The organism is Pseudoalteromonas rubra, from assembly GCF_005887115.1.
Taxonomy (GTDB): domain Bacteria; phylum Pseudomonadota; class Gammaproteobacteria; order Enterobacterales; family Alteromonadaceae; genus Pseudoalteromonas; species Pseudoalteromonas rubra_F.
In genome coordinates this window covers 60525-85360 of the sequence record NZ_PNCJ01000011.1, presented here as the reverse complement: position 1 = coordinate 85360, position 24836 = coordinate 60525, and the positions used below count along the sequence as shown (strand labels likewise).

19 protein-coding genes are annotated in these 24836 nt (G+C 49.7%); 6 read left to right on the top strand and 13 right to left on the bottom strand.

The annotated features are described in order from the left end of the window. Window positions 1-43: 43 nt before the first annotated feature. From CWB98_RS07645 to CWB98_RS07630, 4 genes are all read right to left on the bottom strand, one after another. On the bottom strand, window positions 44-790 hold the full coding sequence (locus CWB98_RS07645; protein ID WP_138544321.1) for a substrate-binding periplasmic protein: 747 nt from the start codon (window positions 788-790) through the stop codon (window positions 44-46). Window positions 791-954: 164 nt separating this feature from the next. Then, complete coding sequence (locus CWB98_RS07640) at window positions 955-1182, bottom strand: hypothetical protein (protein WP_138544320.1); 228 nt, start codon at window positions 1180-1182, stop codon at window positions 955-957. A gap of 190 nt (window positions 1183-1372) precedes the next feature. Further along, window positions 1373-3823 carry a YbcC family protein gene (locus CWB98_RS07635; protein WP_138544319.1) on the bottom strand — a complete coding sequence of 817 codons (2451 nt, stop codon included), beginning with the start codon at window positions 3821-3823 and terminating at the stop codon, window positions 1373-1375. Window position 3824: 1 nt separating this feature from the next. Continuing rightward, window positions 3825-5399, bottom strand: coding sequence for an NADH-quinone oxidoreductase subunit L (locus CWB98_RS07630; RefSeq protein ID WP_138544318.1), 1575 nt, complete (start codon window positions 5397-5399; stop codon window positions 3825-3827). A gap of 102 nt (window positions 5400-5501) precedes the next feature. On the opposite strand from CWB98_RS07630, the gene CWB98_RS07625 reads away from it, so the two are divergent. From CWB98_RS07625 to CWB98_RS07610, 4 genes are all read left to right on the top strand, one after another. Beyond that, window positions 5502-6377, top strand: coding sequence for a LysR family transcriptional regulator (locus tag CWB98_RS07625; RefSeq protein ID WP_138544317.1), 876 nt, complete (start codon window positions 5502-5504; stop codon window positions 6375-6377). A gap of 73 nt (window positions 6378-6450) precedes the next feature. Next, window positions 6451-7923: a dGTPase gene (gene dgt, locus CWB98_RS07620; RefSeq protein WP_212751127.1), complete on the top strand. Its 1473-nt coding sequence runs from the start codon at window positions 6451-6453 to the stop codon at window positions 7921-7923. A gap of 277 nt (window positions 7924-8200) precedes the next feature. Next, entirely contained in the window at window positions 8201-8410 is a 210-nt protein-coding gene (locus CWB98_RS07615) for a cold-shock protein (RefSeq protein WP_010385841.1), read from the top strand. A gap of 169 nt (window positions 8411-8579) precedes the next feature. Then, complete coding sequence (locus CWB98_RS07610) at window positions 8580-9716, top strand: hypothetical protein (protein ID WP_138544315.1); 1137 nt, start codon at window positions 8580-8582, stop codon at window positions 9714-9716. Between the two features lie 90 nt (window positions 9717-9806). Here the strand turns inward: CWB98_RS07610 and CWB98_RS07605 are convergent, their stop codons facing one another. The 7 genes from CWB98_RS07605 to CWB98_RS07575 form a co-directional block, all read right to left on the bottom strand. Beyond that, window positions 9807-10301: a GNAT family N-acetyltransferase gene (locus CWB98_RS07605; RefSeq protein ID WP_138544314.1), complete on the bottom strand. Its 495-nt coding sequence runs from the start codon at window positions 10299-10301 to the stop codon at window positions 9807-9809. 143 nt (window positions 10302-10444) lie between these two features. Beyond that, the gene (locus tag CWB98_RS07600; protein WP_138544313.1) at window positions 10445-11803 is read right to left on the bottom strand and encodes a DUF3526 domain-containing protein; all 1359 of its coding nucleotides are present in this window, start codon (window positions 11801-11803) and stop codon (window positions 10445-10447) included. Next, complete coding sequence (locus tag CWB98_RS07595) at window positions 11790-13229, bottom strand: ABC transporter permease (RefSeq protein ID WP_138544312.1); 1440 nt, start codon at window positions 13227-13229, stop codon at window positions 11790-11792. Before CWB98_RS07595 ends, CWB98_RS07600 begins: the two co-directional genes overlap by 14 nt. Before the next feature lie 39 nt (window positions 13230-13268). Next, window positions 13269-13991: an ABC transporter ATP-binding protein gene (locus CWB98_RS07590; RefSeq protein WP_138544311.1), complete on the bottom strand. Its 723-nt coding sequence runs from the start codon at window positions 13989-13991 to the stop codon at window positions 13269-13271. A 162-nt stretch (window positions 13992-14153) separates the two neighbouring features. Next, a complete protein-coding gene (locus CWB98_RS07585) occupies window positions 14154-14606 on the bottom strand; it encodes a hypothetical protein (RefSeq protein ID WP_054015755.1) in 453 nt (150 codons plus the stop codon). Between the two features lie 9 nt (window positions 14607-14615). Beyond that, window positions 14616-15875, bottom strand: coding sequence for an MFS transporter (locus CWB98_RS07580; protein WP_249364638.1), 1260 nt, complete (start codon window positions 15873-15875; stop codon window positions 14616-14618). 11 nt (window positions 15876-15886) lie between these two features. After that, on the bottom strand, window positions 15887-16708 hold the full coding sequence (locus tag CWB98_RS07575; RefSeq protein WP_138544310.1) for a nicotianamine synthase family protein: 822 nt from the start codon (window positions 16706-16708) through the stop codon (window positions 15887-15889). A 166-nt stretch (window positions 16709-16874) separates the two neighbouring features. Here CWB98_RS07575 and CWB98_RS07570 point away from each other — a divergent pair, with 166 nt between their 5' ends. Both CWB98_RS07570 and CWB98_RS07565 read left to right on the top strand, forming a co-directional pair. Then, entirely contained in the window at window positions 16875-18047 is a 1173-nt protein-coding gene (locus CWB98_RS07570; protein WP_138544309.1) for an efflux RND transporter periplasmic adaptor subunit, read from the top strand. Continuing rightward, window positions 18044-21148 (top strand): efflux RND transporter permease subunit, encoded by a 3105-nt coding sequence (locus tag CWB98_RS07565; protein WP_138544308.1) that lies wholly within the window; start codon window positions 18044-18046, stop codon window positions 21146-21148. The genes CWB98_RS07570 and CWB98_RS07565 overlap by 4 nt, the downstream gene beginning before the upstream one ends. A gap of 140 nt (window positions 21149-21288) precedes the next feature. On the opposite strand, the gene CWB98_RS07560 is transcribed toward CWB98_RS07565, so the two are convergent. Both CWB98_RS07560 and CWB98_RS07555 read right to left on the bottom strand, forming a co-directional pair. Beyond that, window positions 21289-23412, bottom strand: a complete 2124-nt coding sequence (locus CWB98_RS07560) for a TonB-dependent siderophore receptor (protein WP_138544307.1) — start codon at window positions 23410-23412, stop codon at window positions 21289-21291. A 192-nt stretch (window positions 23413-23604) separates the two neighbouring features. Further along, window positions 23605-24831 (bottom strand): NAD(P)/FAD-dependent oxidoreductase, encoded by a 1227-nt coding sequence (locus CWB98_RS07555; protein ID WP_283241198.1) that lies wholly within the window; start codon window positions 24829-24831, stop codon window positions 23605-23607. Between the last annotated feature and the right edge of the window lie 5 nt (window positions 24832-24836).

The window sequence follows — 24836 nt, the reverse complement described above, 5'->3', positions numbered from 1 at the left end:
TGACAACAACCGGATTGCGGACAGGCGTGAAAGGTGAGCAGGCTTATTGCAGGAATTGATATCGGCTCAGTAACTTTTGATAGGCGGGGCTGTTTTTGAACTGTACCATCTTGAGGTTAAAGGCCTCTTTAAGCTCGGGATCTCTGAATGCTATGCGATAAGGTGACGCGGGAAATAAATGATGCACCGATACGTTGACCATCTGGTCACGACCAAGGATAGCCTTGCTCAGATAGTTAAATATATTAATATCCATAACGACTACATCGACTTTGCCCTGCAAAAGCAGCTCAACCTGCTTTTGCTGATCGGGCAGCTCTATGTACAGAGGGCTATTGGCAGTTGCAAGCTGATACTCCATTCCCAGGACCAGCGATGCATTTTGAAATCCAATTACGGCGTAATTCTCCAGTGCACTGATATTGTGCAGCTTTACGTTACGACTTTTTAAGCTAATTGCGGTGTTGTGATAGGTAATGTAGGGCTCAGACAGGACTGCACCAGCTAAATCCATGCGCCGGTTCATGGTCAGTGCCGCATCAACTTTGCCGGTTTTCAGCAGAGAATTCGAACGACCGAACGGGACATAAACGAATTGCAGATCATGGCCCAGCGCAGCAAAAATCGCTTTCACCATATCCAGTTCAAAGCCGGTGTCTCCCTGTTCTATAACGTAAGGCGGTTTGGTCCATCCGACTGAAACATCGAGCATATCGGCCACCGCGACTTTGCTCAAAGTCAGCCCGGATACCAAGATGCTGCAGATTACAAGACATTGCGATATATTCATATCACCTACCAACTTCCTTCTATGTTTATTATTCTAGAGCCGTTTATACGAGCTGCAATGACAATTCAGGGAAAGATATGATCTTGTACAATCTGATTTTGCCTTATCCGCTTCAAACAAAAACGCCCCCGCATGGGCAGCGCTTAGGTTGAATTCCATACTGGTTATTTTGATTGTGGTACTGCTTCACCGTCTTTAGACAGCGCCTCTTTCAGACGTTGTGCCAGTGCCTGACGTTGACCCGCATCATAACTGCAGCTGTGTGGATCGAGCTGCTCGACCGCTTCCAGGATTAAAGGCTCCAGTGCGGCCATCTTTTCATTGAGTGCTTTTAATTTAAGCTGAGTTGCTGACCAGTGTTCAGCCTGAATTTTGACGATATCTCCCGCCATGCTCACTCCGTATTATTGCCTGTTGTTTTGTATGTTAAGTCACTCATACGCATAGTAAACTGTCTATGGTTACTGTAACTGTGGCAGATCCACACGAATATACCAAGCGCCGTGGTAATAAAAAAGCGGCAACCCGGAGGTTGCCGCTTCGTGCCCCACAGCTTTGTTCTGGTAGTCCAAATACCAGAAATCAAAGACACTGTACTATGTTTGATTCTTCATCTGATTCGGGCGACCCAGCCGACACCGGCCACCAGCGATTTTGATAAAAGCGACTTATCTCGCCCGTCTGTTGCCACTGAAATACGTACAACCACTCATTATCGATCAACTGCCTGACCACCTCATGACGCTCGGCAATGTTTTTAATCGCTGATTTAGGTGCCGCCAGATAAACAGACAGGCGTAACACCTGATGCATCCAGTCATATCCATTGTGCAGCGACTGCATTGCAAGACCAGTTCGCAAGTCGCCGCCATTGCCCTCAAATACCCCGATGTTACCGCCAACGGCGTTGTGCAACACCTTATTGCCACTGCCGAAGTGCAGATTATCTGTGGTCGAGGCGTTGTATTGCATGTTGATCCAGTGGGTCACCAGCATAGGGGCCGTCACAATGGCTTCCAGAATTTGATAGTCTGGATCCTGCTGATACTGATAATCATGCAAAAAGCTGCGCCCCTGTAAATCAATGCCCTGGGTCCAGCTGCGGGGTGCAACGATAAATGCAGCATTGTTTGCCAGCCCCCACTCTGGACGAGTCTGAGACCAATCCAGGCTGCGTGCTATCAGGGCCTGATCCAGCGCTTCCCGACTTGCATCAGCTAACTGAGTATCCAGCTTTGCCGCCCGCTCTTTTTGTGCCACCGCCGTAGCGCTCTCAAGCCATGACGTAATCTGAGCATCCGGCTGTTCATCATAACAACGAATATGATCTGTGGTGGTATTGTGCAGTGCCGCTACAAATTTTGTCTGCTCTGGGATCTCAATCCCCAGCTCAGGTAATGCCGCACGCACCGCTTTGTCATTGAGTAACCAGGCCAGCACTTTGACGTTTACTTCCCCACTTTGTCCACCGCACGCACCGCACCCAAGTCCCGCTTCCTGCAAGTTATTGGTAGAGTGGCTGCCATGCCCAACCAAGAGCACAGTGGGAGCGAACTGCTCAAACCCCATTGCCTTCAGCACGCCAGCGGCCAAGCCGGCCTTTTGTTGAGCGCTCAGCTCCTCTCCACCTTGTGTCAACGACCAGTCCTGACTGTTCGTCAGCTTATCAACCGGATGGGCCTGTTCAGATGCAAAGAAGGCTTTTTTCAGTAATTTAAAGGTATCCAGCCAGCCTGCCGACTCCACCATAGAGAATGAGGCCGTGGCCGACTTAGAAAATGCCTGCCAGCGGGCGCCTGCATTGAGCGAAGCGGCGCCATGTTTATCCGCCTGGCCATGAGACGCCACCAGACTTGGCAACAACAAACCCGGACATTGAGGGCGGTTCACATCTGCCTGTTGCACCTGGTATGAAATCGGCAGACCAAAGAAGCCCGCAAACCCCATCGTCTGTACCCCATCGCTTTGCGCTTCAAGCGCGCGACGATAAACCTCAGAACGTACATCGATACAAAATGCGGCTTGACACTGTATGGCCTTTGCCGGCTGATTTGCCCGGCGACTCAGTGCCTTGTGCAGTTGCTGCTGATAGCTCAGCTCTGCTGCTCTGGCCCAGATCCACAGGGGCTTTTGTTGCGATTGATGTTGCGCTGGTTGCGCTGACAGCATTGCGAGAGATTGCTTCCATTTATGCGCCAAAGTAGTAAAAAATGTTGGAAAATGGGCTTGCTGATATCGCCACAGTACCAGCTCCCACGCCATACGAATGGCAAGCAGATCCTGCATTTGTTCCTGGGGCTCGCCTTTGAGCTCGTTCTGCCAGCGCAAATAAGCGACCCAGGCGCCCCATCCGCTCACATCCAGCAACAGCGCATGTGCGTACAACTCAACCTGGTCGTCCTGCACCCCAAAGGTATCCAGCGCTTGCGCTATCAAAACACCCGGGTCGTCTGGTAGCTGTTTAAAATAGCGGTGCAGATCAGGCTCATCCAATACGATACTGAGACCGCGATCACGCTGACTAACCGCCAGCCAGTGCGTGTACAGAGCAGGCTGCGCATTGCTGTGTTCACGATGCAACATGGGCTGAGCTTGTTGAAAATGCGCAGCACAGAACTGGCTGATCTGATGAATGATTTCATCTCTCCAGGCCATTTTGTGACGCGCTCTGTGCTCATCCAGTAACGCTGACAATGACTGCCAGGGGACCTGCTCTGGCGCACGTTCCAGTGCCTGAATCAGCTCAGCAGCACTCATGCCTAGCCCTGACTCTGCCAGCGCCATGTTCAGTGCCTGCTCGCTGATCATGCCCCGTCGATACCAGTCCAGATAATCGCTGGCCGGCATCAGCATCGAAATACCCGCCAACGCGCTGAGCCGTGCGCTGACCTGTTCAATTCGCTCGTGACGCATTGGCCAGTAGGGGCTGACTGCTATCATCTGGTCCAGCGGCCAGCTGGGTGCCAACCTCTGGCAGGCAGCCTGGACAGACACCCGTTGTGCCTGAGTAAGTGTGCGAATATCACTTGCCATGTTAAGACTCCTGAATTAATCCATACGGGCGCTTGACGGCGCGTTGCGACTTGACTGGGTCCGGCAGTTTCACCGGCCACACTTTCAATGTCAGCCGGGTCCACCACTCATCCAGATACAATCCGGCAAACAGCACCACAGACAGGCTTTGTACCTTAGGGTGTGCTGCTCGGTAGGTTAGTAGCCAGTTCAGTACAAACAGGCTTGCAAACAGCGCCAGCACCACACTATCCGCCGCACTCAAAGGCGCTTCATGCAGCGCCACATTAGCAAAGACGGTCTGCGCCAGCAGGGTTTTCAGGGCAGCATAACTGGCCAGCAACAGCACACTGAGCGCCACCACACCAGCCCATGGCAAACTGTGGTGCGCACTGCTGCGCTGTGCCAGCAGCAAGGTCAGCGACATGGCCAGTAAGGCCCACATACTCAGGGCTGTACCCTGGCCCACCAGCCAGTAGGTTACAGCAACCAGACTGACACTCAGTAGTGCTGCGCCCAGCCAGCGTGTCAGAGACGGTGTGACAGGGACTGCCAGACGTGCCTGGAGGTTTTCGCGAACAGCGTTGCCTGAATTAAGAAAAGCATGGGCCTTGTAGGCAGAGTGGGCCAGCAAATGTAGCAGTGCCAGCTCGTACAGGCCCAGTGCACATTCAACCAGCATCAGACCCATCTGTGCACTGGTTGACCAGGCCAGGCGAACCTTTACACTCACCCGGGTTGTCATGATCAGCGCCGCCAGGACCGTTGTCAGACCGCCGGCAAGCAGCAAGATCCACTGTGCAATGGCGACCTGCATAACCACAGGCGCAAACACTATCATTAAAAAGCCACCCAGATTGATAACACCCGCATGTAACAAAGCACTGACTGGCGTAGGCGCTTCGACCACCTGCATCAGCCAGCCATGTACCGGCAACTGCGCACATTTGATAAGCGCAACGAGTACCAGCGATACTGCGGCAATCTGGGTGTAAACACTGACTTCAGGGTTGGGAGCCTGATAATGTGCCAGAATATCAGTCAACAAAAAGGTGCCGTGAGCCTGATATAAACACAACACGGCAATACACAGCGCCAGCTCGGCCAGACGTGCCAGAATAAATTTTTTGTGTGCGCCCAGGGCTGCCCGGGGACGCTCAGGATAGAAAAGTAACAACTGATGCAAAGCCAGGCTGATCAGCGTCCAGCCCAGTAAAAGCAGCAGCAAGTGATTGCTCAACACCACCAGAGACACCGCTGCCAGGGTGCCAAGCAGCCAGCGCCAGTAAACATTCAGGCGCGGCTCACCAGCCATATAGTTAAGAGAAAAGCGCATCAGAATGATGGCCATAAATATCACCAGGGCAAACATGAACAGTCCCAGTGAAGTGACATGAACCCATTGGGTGAAGGCACTGTCGGGAAGTATCTTCGTGTCAACGCCCTGCCCTGCAAGGGCTGCGACCCACAAAACCAACAGCCAGCCTGAGAAGACGGTTACAAACCGCTTGCCAATGCGTTCGGCACGACCACAGTACCAGGCACTGAGCGCAAAACTGAGCGTGATGACGAGCATCATCATTAATGATATTGACATAATTATCCCACTCCATTCAGAACGGGCTCAGTATGTCAGACGTTGAAAGATATAAAAAATATATATATTCTAACTAAATCATATATTTTTTATAACTATTGAATGAGCCGCCTCAACTATCACCACCTCTACTATTTCTGGCGTGTTGCCAAAGCTGGCAGCCTGACGCAGGTTGCTCAAGATGTGCACATTTCTCAGTCTGCCCTGTCAATCCAGATTAAGCGGTTGGAGCACACGATGGGCGTCTCATTATTCGAAAAACAGGGCCGCAGACTAATCCTGACTGATGCAGGCAAACAAGTGCTGGTGTACGCAGACGATATTTTTTACAAAGGCGAAGAGCTGGAGTCCTTTTTATTGAAAGGTGTAGCGACCGAACGACAACACCTGTCCATTGGCGTACAGACCACCTTGTCGCGAAACTTCATAGAGAGCTTTATCAGTCCCTTGCTCAGTGATCCTCACATCAGTTTTACCCTGACTACCCGGGATATGGATACTTTGCTGCAAGGGTTAAGTAATCATGAATTGGATCTGGTTCTCACCAATCGCCTGGCCAGTCAGGATGAAGCGCGCTGGCACACACAGCTGGTATCGCGGCAGCAGGTTGCCATCGTTGGCCCAAAAGGTGCCAGTATCAGCAGTGAATTTCCAACAGGATATGAAAAGGTTCGCTGGGTACTACCGGGACCCACCACTGAGATCCGCTCAGCTTTTAATGCCCTGTGTGCAGTACATGAGTATAAACCGGATATTCAGGCCGAAGTCGATGACATGGCGATGCTGCGACTGCTGGCCAGAGACAGTGGCGCCCTGGCGGTGTTACCCCCGGTGGTTGTCAAAGATGAAATTGCCCAGGGCCTGCTGGAGCAGTATCAAAGTAAACTGCCCATTTATGAGCACTTTTACGCCATTACCACATCCCGAAAATTTGTCCCTCAGGCCTTGCTGGACTTGCTCAAACAGCCTCTGGCATAACGAACTTAAGGTGTTGCTTTATGGATATAAAACAGACAACATAGCCATATCTACACAGTCATAAGGACAGATGATGGCGGCCTTAAGCAGTAAGATCCGAGCGGATCGTCCCTACAACTTTAAAAGCGAAAAGCTGTATAAACAATTTGAAAGCGACCGCAACCGCATCATCACTTCGGCTGCCGTGCGTCGGCTGCAACAAAAAACTCAGGTGTTCCCGCTTGAACGCAACGCCGCTGTTCGCTCCCGGTTAACCCACTCTTTGGAGGTGCAGCAGGCCGGTCGTTATATCTGTCAGTTGATCTGTGAATTACTCGAGCCACAAAGTAACCATCAGTCTTTGAGCAGCGAGTATCAGCGTATGCTGGAGTCCATTGTGGAAATGGCCTGCTTAATGCACGACATAGGTAATCCGCCCTTTGGCCACTTTGGCGAGGCTGCTATCAGTGACTGGCTGGACGGCCACATTGATGAGCTCTTCAAACAGCTTAGCGGACGTGCAATGCACCCCGATATACTGAGAGATCTGACCCACTTTGAGGGCAATGCGCAGGGGATCCGTCTGGTGCATACCCTACTTAACCTGAACCTCACCTACTCACAGGTGTCAGGCATTATGAAGTACACCCGTTGTGGTACCGAAGCACCGCCAGAACAACAGCAGCCACTGGGCTATCTTAAGAAAAAAGTGGGCTTCTACCTCAGTGAACAGGGTTATATTGACAAGCTTGCAGAAGCATTACAAATTGCGCCAGGATGTCGGGCACCTTTTTCCTATATCATGGAGGCCGCCGACGATATCTCATACGGTATGGCCGACCTAGAAGACGCTGTAGAAAAGAACATATTAAGTTATCCGCAACTCCAAACCGCTCTGCTCGACACCTATGCAGCGCTCAGTGCAGAATTACCCGAGTCAGATCGGGGACTAATGGCAGACATGATCCGGGTAGCTGCGCGCCGTAGTGAAAAAATCGCAGGCAATCAGGGTCAGTTCTTTGTCTTTTTGCGGGTTGAGGTAAACCAAAAACTGCCAAAGCATGCGGCTGAACAGTTCGTCAATAATCTGGATGCGGTGACAGCCGGGCACTTCAATCAGGCGCTGATTGAAGATGGCAGCGCCTGTCACCTGCTCATCAAAACCTTTAAGCAGGTTGCCAAAAAGTGGGCCTTTTCTCACCCTGAAGTCGAAGGACGTGAGTTGCAGGGCTATCGGGTTATCAGCGGTTTGCTCAATATTTATGAACCACTGCTTCATCTGAGTAAAGCGCAGTTTGCACAGCTGATGGACATTCCACTCCCCACAGATACGCAACTCCCTGCTATCTCAATCTATTCCGCCAGGCTATTTAAAAAGCTCCCCGAAAAACACAAGCAGGCATATCGAAGTGCGCTTAACAGCGACACCATGACTGCCGCCATACCCGACCCCGCAGAGCAGGAATTTTACCTCAGAGTCCGATTGGTCATTGACTATATCAGCGGCATGACCGACCAATTCGCCTTCGATGAATATCGGGCTTTTCAGGTTATTGACGAAATCTAAGTGGGGACCAATGTCCTGTACGCTCTTTGTACTGTTTTGTTATGGTCAGCCGAAGGTGCGCCACAAGATAAATTTAAAATTTGTACAAATAACACTAGACAGACTCAATGAGTCCCTGTAGAGTGAAGGCCGCTAGAAAGAAAGTCGATATTTACATCCTACAATTCGTTGTTTTACACCGCGTAACACAACCTGCAGTATTTAAGTTTCACCTCTACTTTTGATGCATTCACACCTATCGAAGGTTAATTTTTTATTTATATTACAGGTTAATACTATGTCTAACACAGTTACTGGTACAGTTAAGTGGTTCAACGAGTCTAAAGGTTTTGGTTTCATTTCTCAGGAAAATGGTCCTGACGTATTCGCTCACTTCAGCGCTATCCAAGGCGACGGCTTCAAAACTTTGGTTGAAGGCCAGAGCGTAGAATTCACAGTGTCTCAGGGTCAAAAAGGTCCTCAGGCTGACAAAATCGTAGTTCTTTAATTACTACGCATTTTGCAAGAAAAGCGAGCTAAGGCTCGCTTTTTTCGTTTCTGCCCTTTCTATCTTTCCCCTGTTACATGAAAAGCTGCATGAAAAATCTGCACCTTAATAAATTTGTCACACCCCTCTGAGCTGCTAGCCTTGAGAAGACAACTCAAGGAGAGACATCATGAAAGCACGGATTGCGCTCATTAGCGCTGCACTGGGTTTATGCTGCCCGGTTTTTGCAAATACCCCAGACACTTCAACCTTATCCAGCCAGTTTTATTATGATGGTTTGATCATGGCGCCTGATGGCCGTGGCTACTTTGGCCAGCAATGGTTCGAAAACGCCGCCGAGGTCACCCTGTACCCTAAAAATGGCAATACCGCCATATGGACACTCACGTTAACCAACGGCCAGGGCCTGCCCATCGTAGGCGAGCCGGTTAAGATAAGTTCAGCGCCTCACACCCTGACCACGCCACAATGGCGCGATCCGGCAGGTATGGCCGCCCGATTTAGCAGTAGCGTGCGCGCCAAAGTTCTGACCCGGATTGAACAAGGTCTGTTTCGTTTGAAAGCGCCCTATCACGTATCTGCTCCCCTAACGGATGCCAAAGGCCAGGTTGTTGTCTCGATTGACAATTTTCATAGCTGTGGCAACGACACTACGCCAGGCACAGACCAATTTATCGCTCAGACCAGCACCCAACAGCTCGAATTACAAGTAAAATGCGCGGTCACCGGGCTGGTTGCCATCCCGGACACGCCGTCGCAGGGTCTGACGACATCAGGGCTGGTAGGTCGCCATTTACACCCAGACTTACTCACGGCACTGAAAAACCTTGGACGAGCCTGGCATGCACAGCCCGATAAGCCAGCAAGTATGCCCGATCACTTAACCATTACTGGTGCCACCATGCGCTGGGGTGGTATAAATCCGCCGCACTTTACCCATAAGTTTGGTGGTACAGTGGACATTCGCCCGATTGGTACGCAAAGTGGCCCCATCAGTGTCGGCGATGCGGCGTATGACCGTCAGGCGACACAAAGCCTGGTAGATGCACTGATCCAGCTGGGCGCCACTCAGATCATCTTTGCCGATAACCTTACTGGTGTAACCCAGGTCAAAGCCAATCACAAAAACCACCTGCATGTAAGCTTTCTGCGCGAGCCACTGGAACCCTGGCATTATGACGAGTCAGATAGCGATGACGAAGGCCTGCACTGGCACGATTATGAAAGCATCTATGATACCCGATATTTCATTCCCGAGGTAAAACCGCTTAAACCTGACGCATTTGAATTCAACCTGAAGAGATAGTCAGCGAAGACGGGCTGCGGTTAATCCGGCCCGTCATTGCTTTATTATTGCCGATAGTATGTTGCCGATAGTATGTTGCCGATAGCGATTTCAGCAGATGAGCAGCTTGCCAAACAGGCGCGCGTCAGAAAAAGAACCGTTTTTGTAGATTGCCTTACGACGTACCCCTTCAAATTCAAAGCCTGCTTTTTCCAGTACCCGCTCAGAACGAGCGTTTTGTGCGAAAACCACCGCTTCTAATCGAACCAGGTCTGTGGTGGCTTCAATCTCGTCTGTCAGCAACTGCAATGCCCGCCCGGTAATGCCTTTGCCCCAGTATTCCTCGGCCAGCCAGTAACCGATTTCTGCACTGCGACAATACTCAAAGGTGCCCTGACGCGCACCGATGCATCCAACCAATGTACCGTCCAGAATAATCGCTCGGGTGATCCCTTCTTGACTGCCCGTGCTGATCCACCACTGCGCATCTTCCAGAGTGTAAGGAGAAGGGACTTTTGGTGACAAAAAGTGCACCGTCGCCGGATTATTTAAATAGCTAACCAGGCTTGATTCATCGGCAGGTTCAAATGGTCTGATTGATAACATGACAGTCCCTTAGCGAATGGATGAAAATTAGAAACATCCATCCTACTTTGCATTACCTGAGACGACAACTGTCTTTTTCAACAATTACTTATGCTGTTGGCCAAAGCATACGGGCGAGTGCCGCCCGTATTAACTAGGAGGGGTTACAGTGGCCTCACTTTTCGGATCCTGACAATCGCCAGTGCGGCAATAACCAACACAAATACAGCACTGACCAGCAATTTCCACAGACCATTTTGTGTCTCCATGGCTTGTGCTTTAAACAGCGGAAAGTCTTCCACATCCTGACGTGTCACCGGCTTATCGAAAAACAGGAAATCATAGAAGAAATGGCGAATAGTCTGATGATATTCAGCCACCTGTTGTCGATATTGCAGCTGATAACCACTACTGGTATTGGCAAGTTCGTTCAGTGTGAGCTGGAAAAACAGTGCCGGAGACAGCACGCTGAGTGATTGCAGGCGCGCCTGACGTGCCTGATTGTTTCTTATGTTCTCCTCAACAATACTCTGTACTGCAAGGTCACTCATGTGCTGCTGCGCGTAGTACCACTTCCAGTCAAATGCCTCACCCAGCGGGGCCGTATCCTGCCATGAGGGTTCGTGCGTCAAAAACTCATTAAGCGTGGCTTGTTTGTCTTTGTCCCAACCATCATTGAGCGTCATACGTTGTTGCAGTGTTATCTCAAGGGGTGCATCACTTTGGTACTGTGCAGACAAGTATAAGTGCACGGCTCCCGGCACCAGCAGCGCCAGAACGACCCAGCTGCTTAGATAGGCCAGGCTATTGACCACGCTGTTTTTGCCAAAGCTCATGATCAATGTAGCCAGCGCAAACCAGAACACCATATACAGGCTGGTTGCCCCCAGTACAATCCAGAATAAGGTATCAAAAGGCAAAGACAGTATCATAGCGGCACTGACCAATAGGATAACCACCAGCAACCAGATCACCACAAACCTCAGCGCGATTTGTTTGCCAAGCAGCCTGAAGGCGCTGTTAGGCAACGCATTGAGCAATCGCCAGCGGCCAGCATGCTGCTCGTCTGAGATCAGAGTAACCGTCAGTATTCCTATCACCAATGGCAGAAAGTAAACCAGTACAAAGCCAAGGTCCAATCCGCCAGCCCGTTGCTGAGCCGGGTTGACAATTTCGCGATTGAAGATCTGACTTTGCAGCGCCGTGGCACGCACTTTAGACGCCACCATAGAGGACGGTGTTTCCCCTACGAACAGCGCAGCCCAGGGGCTCAGCTTCCACTCTGTCGGAGCACTGGCGTAATATGCCAAAGAGCCCGCAGCTGGCAGAGTTTCTCGGCTGTTCACATGTTCACGCTCCTTCTGAAATACCACCATTGATTTATACTGATCGATGCGCACCGACTTGTAACCAAGCGCGCCCTGATAAATGGCAAATACACCCGATACGATAAATAACACCAGAACCAGCTTATTGATGGTACCGGCAAACAAGCGTTTGCATTCAAGTTTAAACAGCAGCATAAATCCTCCTCTGCATTCCATTTGAGTTCAGGAAAATATACAGCGCCATCACTGCCAGCAGCGGTAAAACCCAGGCCAGAGAAAAAGCACTCAGTGACCAGCTTAGAGTTGGCATAGTGTAGTGAAATGCATCAAACTCCTGCCAATAGGACTTATCAACGCGCTGTGCTCTGTCGTTGTGATGATGGATCTCATCGGTGTGCAACTGATTGAGTTTTTGAATTCGCGCGTATCTGTGTGCCTCAGCCTGCTGTTCAAAGTCCAGGAAATGGCGAGTATCAGTGCGCGTCAGTGCCATGGAAAAATCCCGCACAAACAGATAGGGATTAACCCAGTAAAACTGGCTGACAAACTGTCGCTGTGCATCAAACTGAGCAACCTGCTGTTGATAATGCTTTTTGTAAATCTCAGCGTTGAGTTTCTCTCCTTCTTGCATCACCAATCCTTTGTAGTTAACGGGTAGCTCTTCGATTGAAGACACACCATATTTTTTCAGCGTTTCTTCGCGGAATTTACTAAAGTACGGGTCGTCCGGGTTGTGACTGTCGCCCACTTTACGGTTATCCAGTTTAATCGCCAGCTCAAAATCATTACGCTTTTGATGAGGGTTTTGGTGGTGGGCGAATTCCGCCAGCATGCGCGGCATCAGAATAGTCAGGATAAACCACACCGAAGTTAACAGCACGAGTGCCTGCTTTGGGGCTTTCACCAAACTCGACACCAGCAAAGTCACGGCAATCCAGAACAGACAGTAAAGCAGATAAGCCCCCAATAGCAGCAACAGCCTTAACGGTGCTTCTGAAGAAAATTCCGCACCAGCGCTGGCCGCCAGGCCCAGTGCTAACACAAACACGGGTAAGATAAAGATCACAGATAACAACAAGTAACTGAGGCATTTTCCTGTCACCAGCGCACGGAATGACACGCCCATCGACATCAGCTGACGTAATGTGCCACTTTTTTGCTCGCCACTGACACTGGCAAAGCCCAGTGCAATGATAAGCAACGGCCAGATGATCAGCAAAATATTAGCACTGCTAAGTTCGGAAAAGCGCAGCAGGGTCCCGCCGTCCTGATCGTTTGCAAAGTTAGCACTATTTTGTTTATGTGCTTCTAAAAAGATACTGTCGCCAACCCAGGCGTTCACACCCAGATCAAAAAAACTCAGTGCGCTGGGCGGGCGAAATGCAAAGTGGCCAAAATGCGCAACCCGATGCGGGTGTCTGTCGGGCTGAGCATTCCACTGCTGCTCGACAATTTCCTGCGCTTTGGTTTGGGTTTGGACACTTTGCTGGTACTGCTGCCACCCTGTAAACAAGGCAACCGCCAACAATAGCTGAGTCATAACAAAGAGCAACCACAGGCTCGGGCTTTTGCGCTTACTGGCCAGTTCATGGCGACAGATCTGCATTATTTTATTATTCATGTGTCAGACAATTCCTGTTTATACATCGACAAGTCAGCCCTAGCTGGCTGCTCGCATGACGGCTTTCCCTGAAATGAGTTCATGGTAGGTGGTTTCTAAACTGCTCAGAGGCAATTTATTGTTATCCAGCAATGTCAGTAACTGACCCTTATCCATAATACCGATTTTATTTGCCAGCGTGTGGGCACAGTAAAAGTCATGCGTTACCATCAATATGGCCGCGCCTTTTTTTGCCAACCGCTCAATAATGCCGATGAATTCCAGCGTCGCACTTGGATCCAGACCAGAGGTTGGTTCATCCAGCAACAGAACTTTGGCCTGACGCATAATTGCAAATGCGATGCCGACCTTTTGTCGCATGCCTTTCGAGTAATTTTTTAATGATTGTTTGCGGGCATTTGGCTCCAGGCCTGTTTCATCCAGTGCTGCGTGGATCTGTGCGTCACTGACCGTTAATCCGGATAAGCTGGCAAGATACTTAAGATTATCGATGGCATTAAACTCCTGATACAGGTTTACCTGCTCAGGCAAGTAAACCAACTTGTCTTTACAGCTGGCACTTTGGTGCACATCGATACCATCGATCAGTGCCTGACCACTGTCAGGCTGAAGAAAATTAAGAAAAATATTAAGTGTGGTACTTTTTCCTGCCCCATTGGCACCCAGCAGGCACATGATCTCACCCTGTGCCACTTTAAAGCTCAGATCGGTGATCACCTGCTTATCCGCAAAGGATTTGTTTAACTGTATGGCTTCTAACACTAAGAATACTCCCTGATACGATAAAAACCGCGCACGCCCAAGCCAGCTAGTGTGTCAGCCTGGTTGAGCATGAACGGTTCGAATAGACGCAATCAACGCCACGTTTAGTTATAACATAACATCAAAACACTAAATAGGAACAGTTTTTATTTACTTGTCCCATTAACCAGTTGGAACCAGAAAGCTCGCTGTGCCTGTGAAGGCGCCGCCTTCAACATGGATCTGGCCATTCTTGTAATAGACGAGGTTGTCAGATAGTCGCTTCTTACAATGCTTAGGAAAGAACCCTTCAAAGCGGACTTCTTCAGTCGTATTGATAGTACGTTTAAACTTAATGTCTAAGTCTCTGAGGTAGACTTCCCCTACCTTTTCGGTCAACTGGTTATCCCAGCATCCGTAAATAATGCCCAGCTGGGAAATCCAGATCATGGCGCTTTGAGCACTAAAATGAAAACGGCCATCTCCGGGCATTTGAAAATGCTCAACATTAATGCGACCGTCAATATAACCGGGCTCGAGAGAAACAGAGCTAAAAGACATACGCTCTTCACGCCAGCCATTTTCGAGATAGTCTGACATATAAGCGCGCTGCTGCGCTTGGGTTAGTTGAATCATGGTTAATCCTTACTTTGATGTAGATGGACTGGTTGTTTGAATTTGAGAATTAGCGCCGGGCGCTGCCATGAACACAGTGTTTAGCACTGCAGTTAAGACACCGATGGCTATCAGGCAATACCAGGCGAGATTGGCATTGAGTGCCGCATAGTCAAATGCAACCCCGACCAGGGCGCTTCCTGCAATCAAGCCGATACCGGCAAACAAATAGAAAAAACCGTAATGCGTTGCAACAGATTTCCCCTCAGCCAGTACCGAAATCTGGCTCATGATAAACGGGAAGCTCACCATAGTACCGAGCGTAAATAGTATGGCCAGCAAGCTCATGGGCAGGTAATACAAAACGCCCGACTGATATGCCCAGTTTGGTATCAAGGTTACGAATGACAGTCCCATCAGGGCAATCCCTATGCTGATCCACTTTTGGGGTGACAACCTGCGCTCACACAGGCGTGTTACAGGAAATTGTAAAACAATGGCGATAAGTGCACACAAGGTCAGCACCCAGGCTACCTCTTTGGGCTCTCCTGACTGCGTCACCAGGTGCAGCGGTATAGCAAAAGAGATCTGATTAATCAGCATAAAATATCCGGACATGATGATGGAAAATAACAAAAACTTCCGATTCCCCAGTACACCTGCAATCATTGCCGATATGCCTCCCCCTTCAGATGCTGATTTGACATTGCTGCTGCTTGCCTGAGCCTGTTTGCCCGGCAGTAACACCACAAAGAGCAAGGCAAAAAGCGCAAAAGGCAGTGCAGATACCACACACAACACATCAAAGCTGACGCTCAATAGCATAAGTCCACATACGGGCCCCAATAGTTCACCACCATTTCTCGCCACCCCGACCAGGGCAAACATCTGGGCACTGCTGAGCTCAGTTTGCTTAGAAAAATAAGACTGCGCCGCGGGTGTAAACAGCGCCCCTGCAAAACCGGTTAAAAAGGCGGCTAAAAACAGTAACTCTGTCACCTGTGAAAATAAAAACAGGCAAAAACCCAGTGCTCTCAGCAAACAGCCGGCAACAATGGGCTTTTTTACCCCAAACAGATCGGCCAACAGTCCACCGACCAGAAACAGACCTTGCTGGCAAAAAGAGCGCACACCCAAAACCAGTCCAACCAGGGTGGCGCTCAGAAGCAAGTCTTGCTTAAGGTAACCCGCTAAAAACGGGATCAGCATGTAAAAGCCCAGATTAAATACGAATGCCGCTACGAGCATGCAGCGGTACTCAACACTGAGCTTGAGATAAGACGTAAACATGGCCATAGTCGCTAAACCGGTTTTTGCGCAATCAAAATAGAATGGAAATTATCGGCGTAAGTCTGGATTTTTAGTTTCAGTTGAAATGGCGCCAGACCTGCCTCATCGATACTCGGATACAACAAAGTGCGCAGATTGAACGCGGTGCGAACAACCAGCTGAGCCCCCGGACGCATTTGCTCGTACAAGTGCGCAATGATTTTGTCTTTTAGCTGTTCATCTCCGACCAAAGCAGCAAGCCAGATCACATCATATCGGGCCAAATCGGCCTGTTCACAGATATCATTGTGAATAAACCCCATCTGATTGCCAGCAGATAGCGCGCTACACACCTGCTTGCCAAGCATCAGGTCATCGTGCTGAATGTCCAGGTTATCGACCTCTAACCCGGCATCATGCAATGCCTTTGAAGTCAGCGGCAAAGCACCAGAGCCAACCATCAATACCCGCTTTACCGGCTCATCGGCCAATGAGTGTATAGCGTTAATTTCCAGACCTGTGGCACGCCGATAATGCTTGAAATAAGGGTACTCTTCTCGCAACACCTGTTGCGGCGTAGTGCTGGTCACAATACGCTGTGCCCAGTGCCGTTCATACATGCTGGATGCCAGACTAAACAAGTGCTGTATCTGAGGTTTGATGGCCTTGATGTTTGCCTGCGCAAGTACCTGCTCGGCAAATTCACTGCCATGTTCATTGGACAACAAACCTAAAAACCGATCGAAGACAGCCATTGACTCGTCATTGATGGTCAACCTCTCCATGGTATGAATTTGTTCATAAACGTCCACAATTTGCGAGGCGTGGATCCCTACCTGATTCGCTATAGTCATAAGTTAGTCACTGCTGTACTGTTCCGATTTTATGTTATAACATAACCCACAGGTTATTTATGTGTAAACCCATTTATTCAATAAATTTTAATTAACTTAGCCACTTAAAAAACCATTGAAACAAATAATTTACCATTACAGGCAAGTGACACCCCGAGAATTTATTATGGATGCAAATAAAAATAAGTCTTCTTTTCATCAACTTAAACGGCGTTATGCGGCCCTCTTAGCGGTACTAATTATTGGCGGTACCGCATGTGCAGCCTTGCTGACTCTGGCAAGCCCGGCAAAGAAAACTCAACCACAAGATGTGCAGCTCCCACTGGTATCAAGCACTCCGCTGGTACCAATAGATCATCAAACAACACTATCGTTGTCTGGCATTTTAAAACCCGCTGAGCAAACTGATGTCGCTTTTGAGCTGTCAGGTAAAATAGCCTGGCTCAATGAAGCATTTATCGAGGGGGGCATTATTAACAAAGGCGATATACTGGCCAGACTGGATCCCTTTGATTATCACACTCAGTTGCTGAACAAGCAGGCTGAACTGGCGCTGGCTCAGGCACATTTGTCTGAGCAAATCGCCCTTGCCGATGTGGCCAAAAAAGAATGGGCACACAGCCCCCATGTTACAGAGCTGGCTCTGCGCAAACCTCAGGTCGCCAGTGCCAGAGCACAACTTAAGGCGGCCGAAGCACAACTGGCACAGGCAGAAAAAGACCTGGCCCGTACTCAGTACTACGCGCCTTACGATGCACTGGTAACACAGCGTGATACTGGCCTGGGCCAGGTTATCTCTGCGGGCCAATCGCTTGGCCGACTGGTTAACCTGAGCTATGCAGAACTCCATGTGCCTGTTGCCCAGTTTGAGCGGCCTTTTCTGCCAGTGTTACCGGTACCAAACGTAAAGATCACAGCCGAGAATGTACACCGTACAGGCACACTTGTCCGTCATACCGGTCAGCTCAGTGACACAACCAGAATGGCCTACTATGTGATCCGAGTAGATGATCCGTATGCACTGCATAGCGCAATGCCCGCAGTCTATTTTGGCCAGTTTTTGCAGGCACAGGTTGCGGGGATCACCCTTAAGAATGTGCTGAGAGTGCCACAAGAGTGGATTAAGAACGACACATTCTGGTTGACAAGTCCACAGCAAAGACTGGTGCAGTATTCTGCCAACATACTCCGCCAGGAGCACAATTACATTGTGCTCAGCGCCCCACCGCTGTCAGATCACCAGGTTGTCACGCATTTACCTGATTACCCTCAAACGGGCATGCAGGTACGTAACAATTTGACTCACACTCAGCTGGCGGTCAAAGGAGAAAAGCAATGACCCAGCGACACGGATTAATCGGTTATTTTGTCCATCATCCGGTGGCTGCCAACCTGCTAATGCTATTTATCGTCTGCATGGGATTGCTCAGCTATCAGGGGATCCAACGACAAACCTTCCCGGTGTCTGACAATAACAGGATAGTTGTGACTGCTACCCAACTTGGCGCGTCAGCCAGAGAAGTCGAAGAAAACATCCTGCTTAAGATTGAACAGGCTTTAAAACCACAGGTAGGCATTAAACGCCTGACCAGCCAGGCAACACCATCACGCGGATTAGTCGATATTGAGCTGGAGCACGATCAGGATCTGGCATACCGGCTGGATGAAATTAAAATGAAGCTGGATGCCATTGCAACTTTCCCAGCAACCATGGAACCACTGCGCATTACCGAGCGTGCACAGCGCCAGCGTGCCCTCAGTGTTGTGTTATCTGGCCCTGATGACCCGCTGGCGCTGAGCAAACTTGGCAACGAATTAAAAGATGAGTTGCTGCAACTCGATGGAATCTCTCATGTTGACCTGTCAGCCATTCCCGACTACGAAGTTGCCATCGAGCTTTCTCCCATTCGCTTGCAGAAGTACAAGCTGAGCCTGTCTGACGTAGTAAGTGCAATCCAGACCCACGCCGATAACCTCTCCGCAGGCCAGATTAAAACCGCCCGCGGTAACATCTATCTCAGACTTGAGCAACGGGGCTATCAGGGCAGCGCTCTTGCCAATACGCCAATCATTACCGGACCTCTGGGTGAAACTGTGCTGCTCAGAGATATTGCCATCATCAGGGATGGTTTTCGCGAGACCCTGGATGCAGGTCGCTTTAACGGCAAACAGGCGGTTTATATCATGGTGCTGGCAGCAAAAGAGCAATCATTAACCGCGGTAGTTGCACAGGTAAAGGCCTATATTGAATACAAACGCAAGGCGTTGCCCGAGCACATTCATATCCACGAGTTTGTTGATGTAACCCATTATTTGCAGGGGCGTCTCAATATGATGCTGGAAAACCTCGCCCAGGGTGCCATTTTAGTGTTTATTGTACTGGCCGTATTTCTGCGCACCCGCCTGGCTGTCTGGGTGATGGTCGGTTTACCTGTTTCTATGCTCGGCGCTTTTTGGTTAATGCCACTCCTTGGTATTACCATGAATCTGGTGTCATTATTTGCCTTTATTATGGTGCTTGGGATTGTAGTAGATGATGCCATCGTGATTGGCGAAAGCGTCTGTGAGCAAGTTGAGTCCAATGGACACACACCCGTTCAGGTGATCCGGGGGGCACAAAAAGTCGCAATGCCAGCCACCTTTGGCGTGCTAACCACCATTGCCGTGTTTATGCCTTTTATGTTCAGCAGTGGGCCCAACTCAGGACAATTTATCGCCATCGCCGGGGTATGTATCTTATGTTTATTCTTCAGCCTGATTGAATCAAAGCTGATTTTACCGGCACACTTGGCCGCAACCCGGTTACCACCCAAGCCGAAAGATCACTGGCGTAACCGTTTCAATACCCGTCTTCAGTACCTGCTACACAGCTATTATGCGCCGTTGCTAAATCGCTGTATTCACTATCGTTATGCAGTCATCACTGGCTTTATTTGTATGCTTGCACTGACCGTCTGTTTACTTGTCAGTGGTTTGTTGCGCTTTACACCAGTACCCAAAGTGCCGCATGACTATCCGTCAATTAATATTCAAATGCATCACACAGTCTCTGAAGCACAAACGCTGAACGCCGTTGAACAAATAGAGAGCCTGATCAATCGGGTTGAACACACAATCCAGGCGGAAACTGGCAAACCTATGATGGACGTGATGTATACCCGCATCGATCACCTTACTGAGGCGGAAGTGGTTGTCCCGTTAGTACCAGAAGCACAGCGCCCCTTCGACACGTTCGAGCTGGCAAGGCGCTGGCGTGAACAGCTGCCCGACATTCCAGGCGTTAAAAAGCTCACCATTGAATCAGATGTCATCGACATCGCCGAAAAGAGCGATCTTGAATATCGCCTGTTCGCCAAAGACGCAGAAACATTGTCCCGGGCAAGTCGGGACTTTATTAATCAGCTCAACACTGTTCGCGGCGTACACAGTGTCTATTCTACGCTGGACAACGCTCAAACTGAGTACCAGATCCAACTTAAACCACTGGCCTACCAGCTTAAGCTCAGTGCGAAGGAAGTGACCCGGCAGGTCGGTGCCCGTTTCTATGGTCTGGAAATACAGCGCATTATGCGTGAGGGACAGGAAGTGGTGTTCAAGGTCCGTGGCACTCAGTCAGACCGCCAGCAACTGAGCGCACTGGCGCATACTTTAATCACTCTGCCAAACGGTGAACAGGTGTTTTTTGGTGATATTGCACAAACTGTTGCAGTACCTGGCTTTTCTAGTATCCAACGGGAGCAGGGCCACCAGGTCGCAACCATCAGTGCCAATATTGACGCGCAGTACACGGCCGTTGCCCACGTGGCAGATTACATTGAATCCCAGCTCCTGCCCGAGCTGACACACACTTACCAGGGGCTCACTACTCAACCAGGCGTGGCCCTGGAAGCACAAAAACAAGAGCAAAGCCAGGTGATGGCGTTTGGTATCATAGGCTTATTGGTGGTTTATTGCTTACTGGCACTGCCAATGAAGAGCTATCTGCAGCCGCTGATTGTGATGTCGGTGATCCCATTTTCTGCAGTTGGAGCGCTGTGGGGGCATTACTTGCTGGGATACAGTATAAGCATGATGTCCGTCTTTGGTATCGTTGCCGCAGCGGGGGTTGTTATCAACGACTCGCTGGTTATGACTGATGTCATTAACCGACAAAGAGCTGTCGGGCAAGATATGAAAGCTGCGGTAGTGCAGGCTGGTATTGGACGCTTCAGAGCCATCTTACTTACCTCGCTAACCACTTTTTTAGGGCTGGTGCCCATCATGTTTGAATCGAGCCTGCAGGCCCAGTTTGTGATACCAACCGCCATTTCACTGAGCTTCTCGGTACTGTTTGCAACCGCGGTAACGCTGCTAATGGTTCCATGCCTGTATGTGATGCTGGAGGATCTTAAACGGATCTTCACCTCATACAAACCAGCAGTGAAAACCCGTCAGCTTTAAATGTAAAAACCCGGCAGAGATGCCGGGTTTTATTCGTCAGTGCTTCATGCATTCGCTTGCAAGAATTCAGATAAAAAAATGTGCCCAGGCAGGGAGCGCAAGGGCACATTAAACACTTCTAACAAGTCGAAGGGCAAAAGTTAGAACTGATAGGAAGTCGACAATAAGACCTTGCGCGGCTCCCCTGGCTGCACCCACATCTGAGAGTATGAATTGGTAAAGTGTTTGCGATCAAAGGCATTGTGCACCTGCGCCTTCACCGACCAGCGATCGCTAATGGCATATTCGGCAAACACATTCACGGTTACATATGAAGGCAGATAAAAATCGGTGCCGCGCTGGCCCAGTCGCTCATCGACGTACTGTGCACCAACCCCAGCTGACAGCGCATTGCCATACAGGGTGTATTGCTGGCTGAGCTGAATACTGGCAGCATTTTCTGGAATATTCAGCAGGTCGTCCCCTTTTTTAATGGCTACGCCAAGGCCAGTATCAATAGAATCTTTATCTACCTGCGCATCCAGATACGTGTATGAGAACTGAACCTGGATATCTGCCGGCAGCTGACCAACAACATCCAGCTCTATCCCCTCACTCGTTGCTTCACCAATGGCGGCACTGAATCCGGGGTTAAGAATATCTGCAACTATAATATTGCTCTGCTCACTGTCAAAATACGCTAACGTAATATCCAGATGATTGTCTAACAACGACCATTTACTGCCGAATTCAATTGATTCGCTCTGGTTAGGATCAAAGCCGTCACCCTTATAATCGGTACCAAAGTTCAGGCGATAACCCTCGCCATAGGTTGAGTATAATGACCAATTATCGCTAAGCTGATAGACCACACCCAATTGCGGACTAAAGTGCTGTTCAGACTGATCGGCACTCTTCATTGCGATTTTGTCGTCGGTGGTTTGCTTCAGCCAGTCAAAACGGCCACCAATACGGACCTGCAGCGCATCAGTCAGGGCGATTTGATCCTGAATATACAGACCTGTAGCCCACTGATTTTGCTGGCGAATAATAACTGGATTAGGGGTTGGTGGCGTATGTTGACCATAGACTGGCTGATGAATATTAATGGCATAAAGCTGCGCATCGGTTGGATTCGTGCTCAGCTTAGGTGCGCGAGCAACCCGGTAATCTCGGTCAAATTCAAATCGGTCATAATCCAAACCCATAATAATATGATGCTTAATTGAGCCAGTGGTGATATCGCCCGCCAGTTCAAAGCGTGCCACATACTGATCGGTGTCATAAGCACGTTGTCTGTGCTGACGCGTCAGGGTCTGAAAGTCCAGGTAAAGTTTCTGCCTTGAAGGTGCAATATCGGCATCACTAGACAGACTGTCCAGCTCTGTTTGTCTGAAAGCCAGTGCTGAGCTTAACTGCCAGTCGCTGTTCACATCATATAACCATTGGACCTGATGACCATGGACCATAGTGGTTGTTGGGCCGTCCCCCGGCTCTCCCAGAAAACGCTCAATGGGCATAAAATCAAAGTTGCCATTCGGTGCAATGATACCACGGTCAAACGGGATCTCCTGCTCGGCATATTCAAAGTCATAGTGCCAGGTTGAATCGGCACTCTGGTCAAACACAAATGACGCCATCAGGCCGTGCTTTTGCGTTTCTATGGTGTCGCGAAAACTGTCTTCTTCCTGATAAAAACCAATAAAGCGGCCCGCAACTGAGTCCGACAGCACAGTGTTAATATCCCCCACAAGACGCCGGTGCGCACGGCTGCCAGCCGTCAGTTCAAACTCGCTGGATGACTGAAAGGTTGGCTTTTTAGTGACCAGATTGATTGAGCCACCCGGCTCTCCTCGGCCAAACAAAGCAGCTTTTGGTCCCTTTAACACCTCAACCCGTTCAATGCCCGACACATCCCGGGGACCAGAGAATCCACGACCTGCGTTAAAGCCATTCACCAGATATCCGCTGGGTACGTTTTCGTCCCCAAAAAAACCGCGGATAGCAAAACTGTCCCACAAACCACCCAGGCTATTCTGCCGGCTAACCGACGCAGACATATCCAACACCTGAGTTAATCCTGTTACGCCAGTTTGTTCAATCAGTTCAGAATCAAATTCGAACAATGCTTCTGGTGATTGCAGATGAGTGAAGTTACCGCGATATGCCTGGCGCTCCCCCGTTACTTCAATTTTTTCAATGGCACTGTCAGCATGCGAAGCAAACGCCGCAGCAAGAGACAAAGAAAGTACACTTAAACGACACGCAGAGTGTAAGGGTTTCATTATCAGTCCTTCATTATGATATATTATAACAACTATGCGCGTGGACTGTACCACGAATGTGGCCAGCTGTTAAGACATAAGCTATGAAGTTTTTCGACCGTTCAGTACTTTGTTTTTTATTAAGAATATCGACACTGTTAAGGTTAAAATCGGGAGCCTCCCTGCCCCTCGAGTTTCTTCCCGTAATCCGGTTTAACCAGCTTTTTGCTCGGCCTCGTCAAAACGCGTGACGCTGAACGGAGTCAGGTCCAGCGAAGGGGTTTTGCCGGTTATCAGCTCAGTCATCAACTGCCCTGTAATCGCAGACGTCAGAATACCAGTACGGAAATGACCACAGGCATTCAGATATCCTTCTATCCCTTCAACCGGGCCCAGAATTGGCAACTCGTCCGGCGTGCCCGGTCGCAAACCTGCCCAGCAACGCTTTATGCTCGACTCTTTGAGAATTGGCAGGCACTTCATCGCCCCCTGTGACAGCTCCTGGATCTTGTCCAGACTGTTAGTGGTATCAAAGCCCTTTTCTTCGGTGGATGAGCCAATCAAGATCTCGCCGTTGTCCTTTTGTGCAATGTAACAATCGCTGGTGCTGATACAGCCATTCATGATCTTCGGCATCCGCTCTGAGAGCACAATTTGTCCTTTCACCGGATAAACCGGCATAGTGCGTCCTGTTGCTTGTTGGTAAAGCTCATTTGCCCATGCACCGGAAGCATTGATCAGCGTATCGCAGAAAAACACTTGATCACGGGTTTTCACCCCTTCCACGACATTGCCGTTGCGGATCACGGAGGTGACTTCGGTATTCAGATATAAAGACACCCCATTCTGACGGGCCCCTTCCAGGTAAGCATCAACCAGACGATACGGGTTCACCTGGTGATCACAAATAAAGTCAATGGCTCCAATGGCATCGTCCGTCACATAGGGTTCTTCCTTTTTGAGCTCTTCAGCATCCAGCCAGCGCACCTGATCGGCCAGATGCGGGATCCCCTCAGTGATCTGCTCAGCGTATAACCTGTCTTCTTCGTTATACATAATGAATTTCAGACCCGTGCGCTCAAATTTAAAGTCCACACCGTGTTTTTCAAGCATCTCCTGATGTAATGCCGGATACATATTGTTAGAGGTCAGGGCAAATTCAAAAAAGCAGTCTGGTAACTGGTGCGGGCGCATCACGGGCACTTCTTTACCCTGAGCTTCGCTGTGCAACTTGGACAAGGTCTTAAAAAAGATCACACCACAGCCCAAACCGACGGATTCTCCGATAGCCCACAAACCACCGGCAGAAGCCCGTGAAGCATTGCCGGGTTTCTTTAAATCAATTAGCGCGATTTTTAAATCTGTATCGCGACTCAAAAAGTATGCGCACGCTGCACCTACTGCGCCGCCACCGGCGATGACAACATCATATTTTTTCATTGTAT

What these genes read in the sequence shown, in the direction of transcription:
- CWB98_RS07645 (WP_138544321.1), bottom strand. Translation starts at nt 790, where the DNA reads ATGAATATATCGCAATGTCTTGTAATCTGCAGCATCTTGGTATCCGGG.
- CWB98_RS07640 (WP_138544320.1), bottom strand. Translation starts at nt 1,182, where the DNA reads ATGGCGGGAGATATCGTCAAAATTCAGGCTGAACACTGGTCAGCAACT.
- CWB98_RS07635 (WP_138544319.1), bottom strand. Translation starts at nt 3,823, where the DNA reads ATGGCAAGTGATATTCGCACACTTACTCAGGCACAACGGGTGTCTGTC.
- CWB98_RS07630 (WP_138544318.1), bottom strand. Translation starts at nt 5,399, where the DNA reads ATGTCAATATCATTAATGATGATGCTCGTCATCACGCTCAGTTTTGCG.
- CWB98_RS07625 (WP_138544317.1), top strand. Translation starts at nt 5,502, where the DNA reads ATGAGCCGCCTCAACTATCACCACCTCTACTATTTCTGGCGTGTTGCC.
- dgt (WP_212751127.1), top strand. Translation starts at nt 6,451, where the DNA reads ATGGCGGCCTTAAGCAGTAAGATCCGAGCGGATCGTCCCTACAACTTT.
- CWB98_RS07615 (WP_010385841.1), top strand. Translation starts at nt 8,201, where the DNA reads ATGTCTAACACAGTTACTGGTACAGTTAAGTGGTTCAACGAGTCTAAA.
- CWB98_RS07610 (WP_138544315.1), top strand. Translation starts at nt 8,580, where the DNA reads ATGAAAGCACGGATTGCGCTCATTAGCGCTGCACTGGGTTTATGCTGC.
- CWB98_RS07605 (WP_138544314.1), bottom strand. Translation starts at nt 10,301, where the DNA reads ATGTTATCAATCAGACCATTTGAACCTGCCGATGAATCAAGCCTGGTT.
- CWB98_RS07600 (WP_138544313.1), bottom strand. Translation starts at nt 11,803, where the DNA reads ATGCTGCTGTTTAAACTTGAATGCAAACGCTTGTTTGCCGGTACCATC.
- CWB98_RS07595 (WP_138544312.1), bottom strand. Translation starts at nt 13,229, where the DNA reads ATGAATAATAAAATAATGCAGATCTGTCGCCATGAACTGGCCAGTAAG.
- CWB98_RS07585 (WP_054015755.1), bottom strand. Translation starts at nt 14,606, where the DNA reads ATGATTCAACTAACCCAAGCGCAGCAGCGCGCTTATATGTCAGACTAT.
- CWB98_RS07580 (WP_249364638.1), bottom strand. Translation starts at nt 15,875, where the DNA reads ATGTTTACGTCTTATCTCAAGCTCAGTGTTGAGTACCGCTGCATGCTC.
- CWB98_RS07575 (WP_138544310.1), bottom strand. Translation starts at nt 16,708, where the DNA reads ATGACTATAGCGAATCAGGTAGGGATCCACGCCTCGCAAATTGTGGAC.
- CWB98_RS07570 (WP_138544309.1), top strand. Translation starts at nt 16,875, where the DNA reads ATGGATGCAAATAAAAATAAGTCTTCTTTTCATCAACTTAAACGGCGT.
- CWB98_RS07565 (WP_138544308.1), top strand. Translation starts at nt 18,044, where the DNA reads ATGACCCAGCGACACGGATTAATCGGTTATTTTGTCCATCATCCGGTG.
- CWB98_RS07560 (WP_138544307.1), bottom strand. Translation starts at nt 23,412, where the DNA reads ATGAAACCCTTACACTCTGCGTGTCGTTTAAGTGTACTTTCTTTGTCT.
- CWB98_RS07555 (WP_283241198.1), bottom strand. Translation starts at nt 24,831, where the DNA reads ATGAAAAAATATGATGTTGTCATCGCCGGTGGCGGCGCAGTAGGTGCA.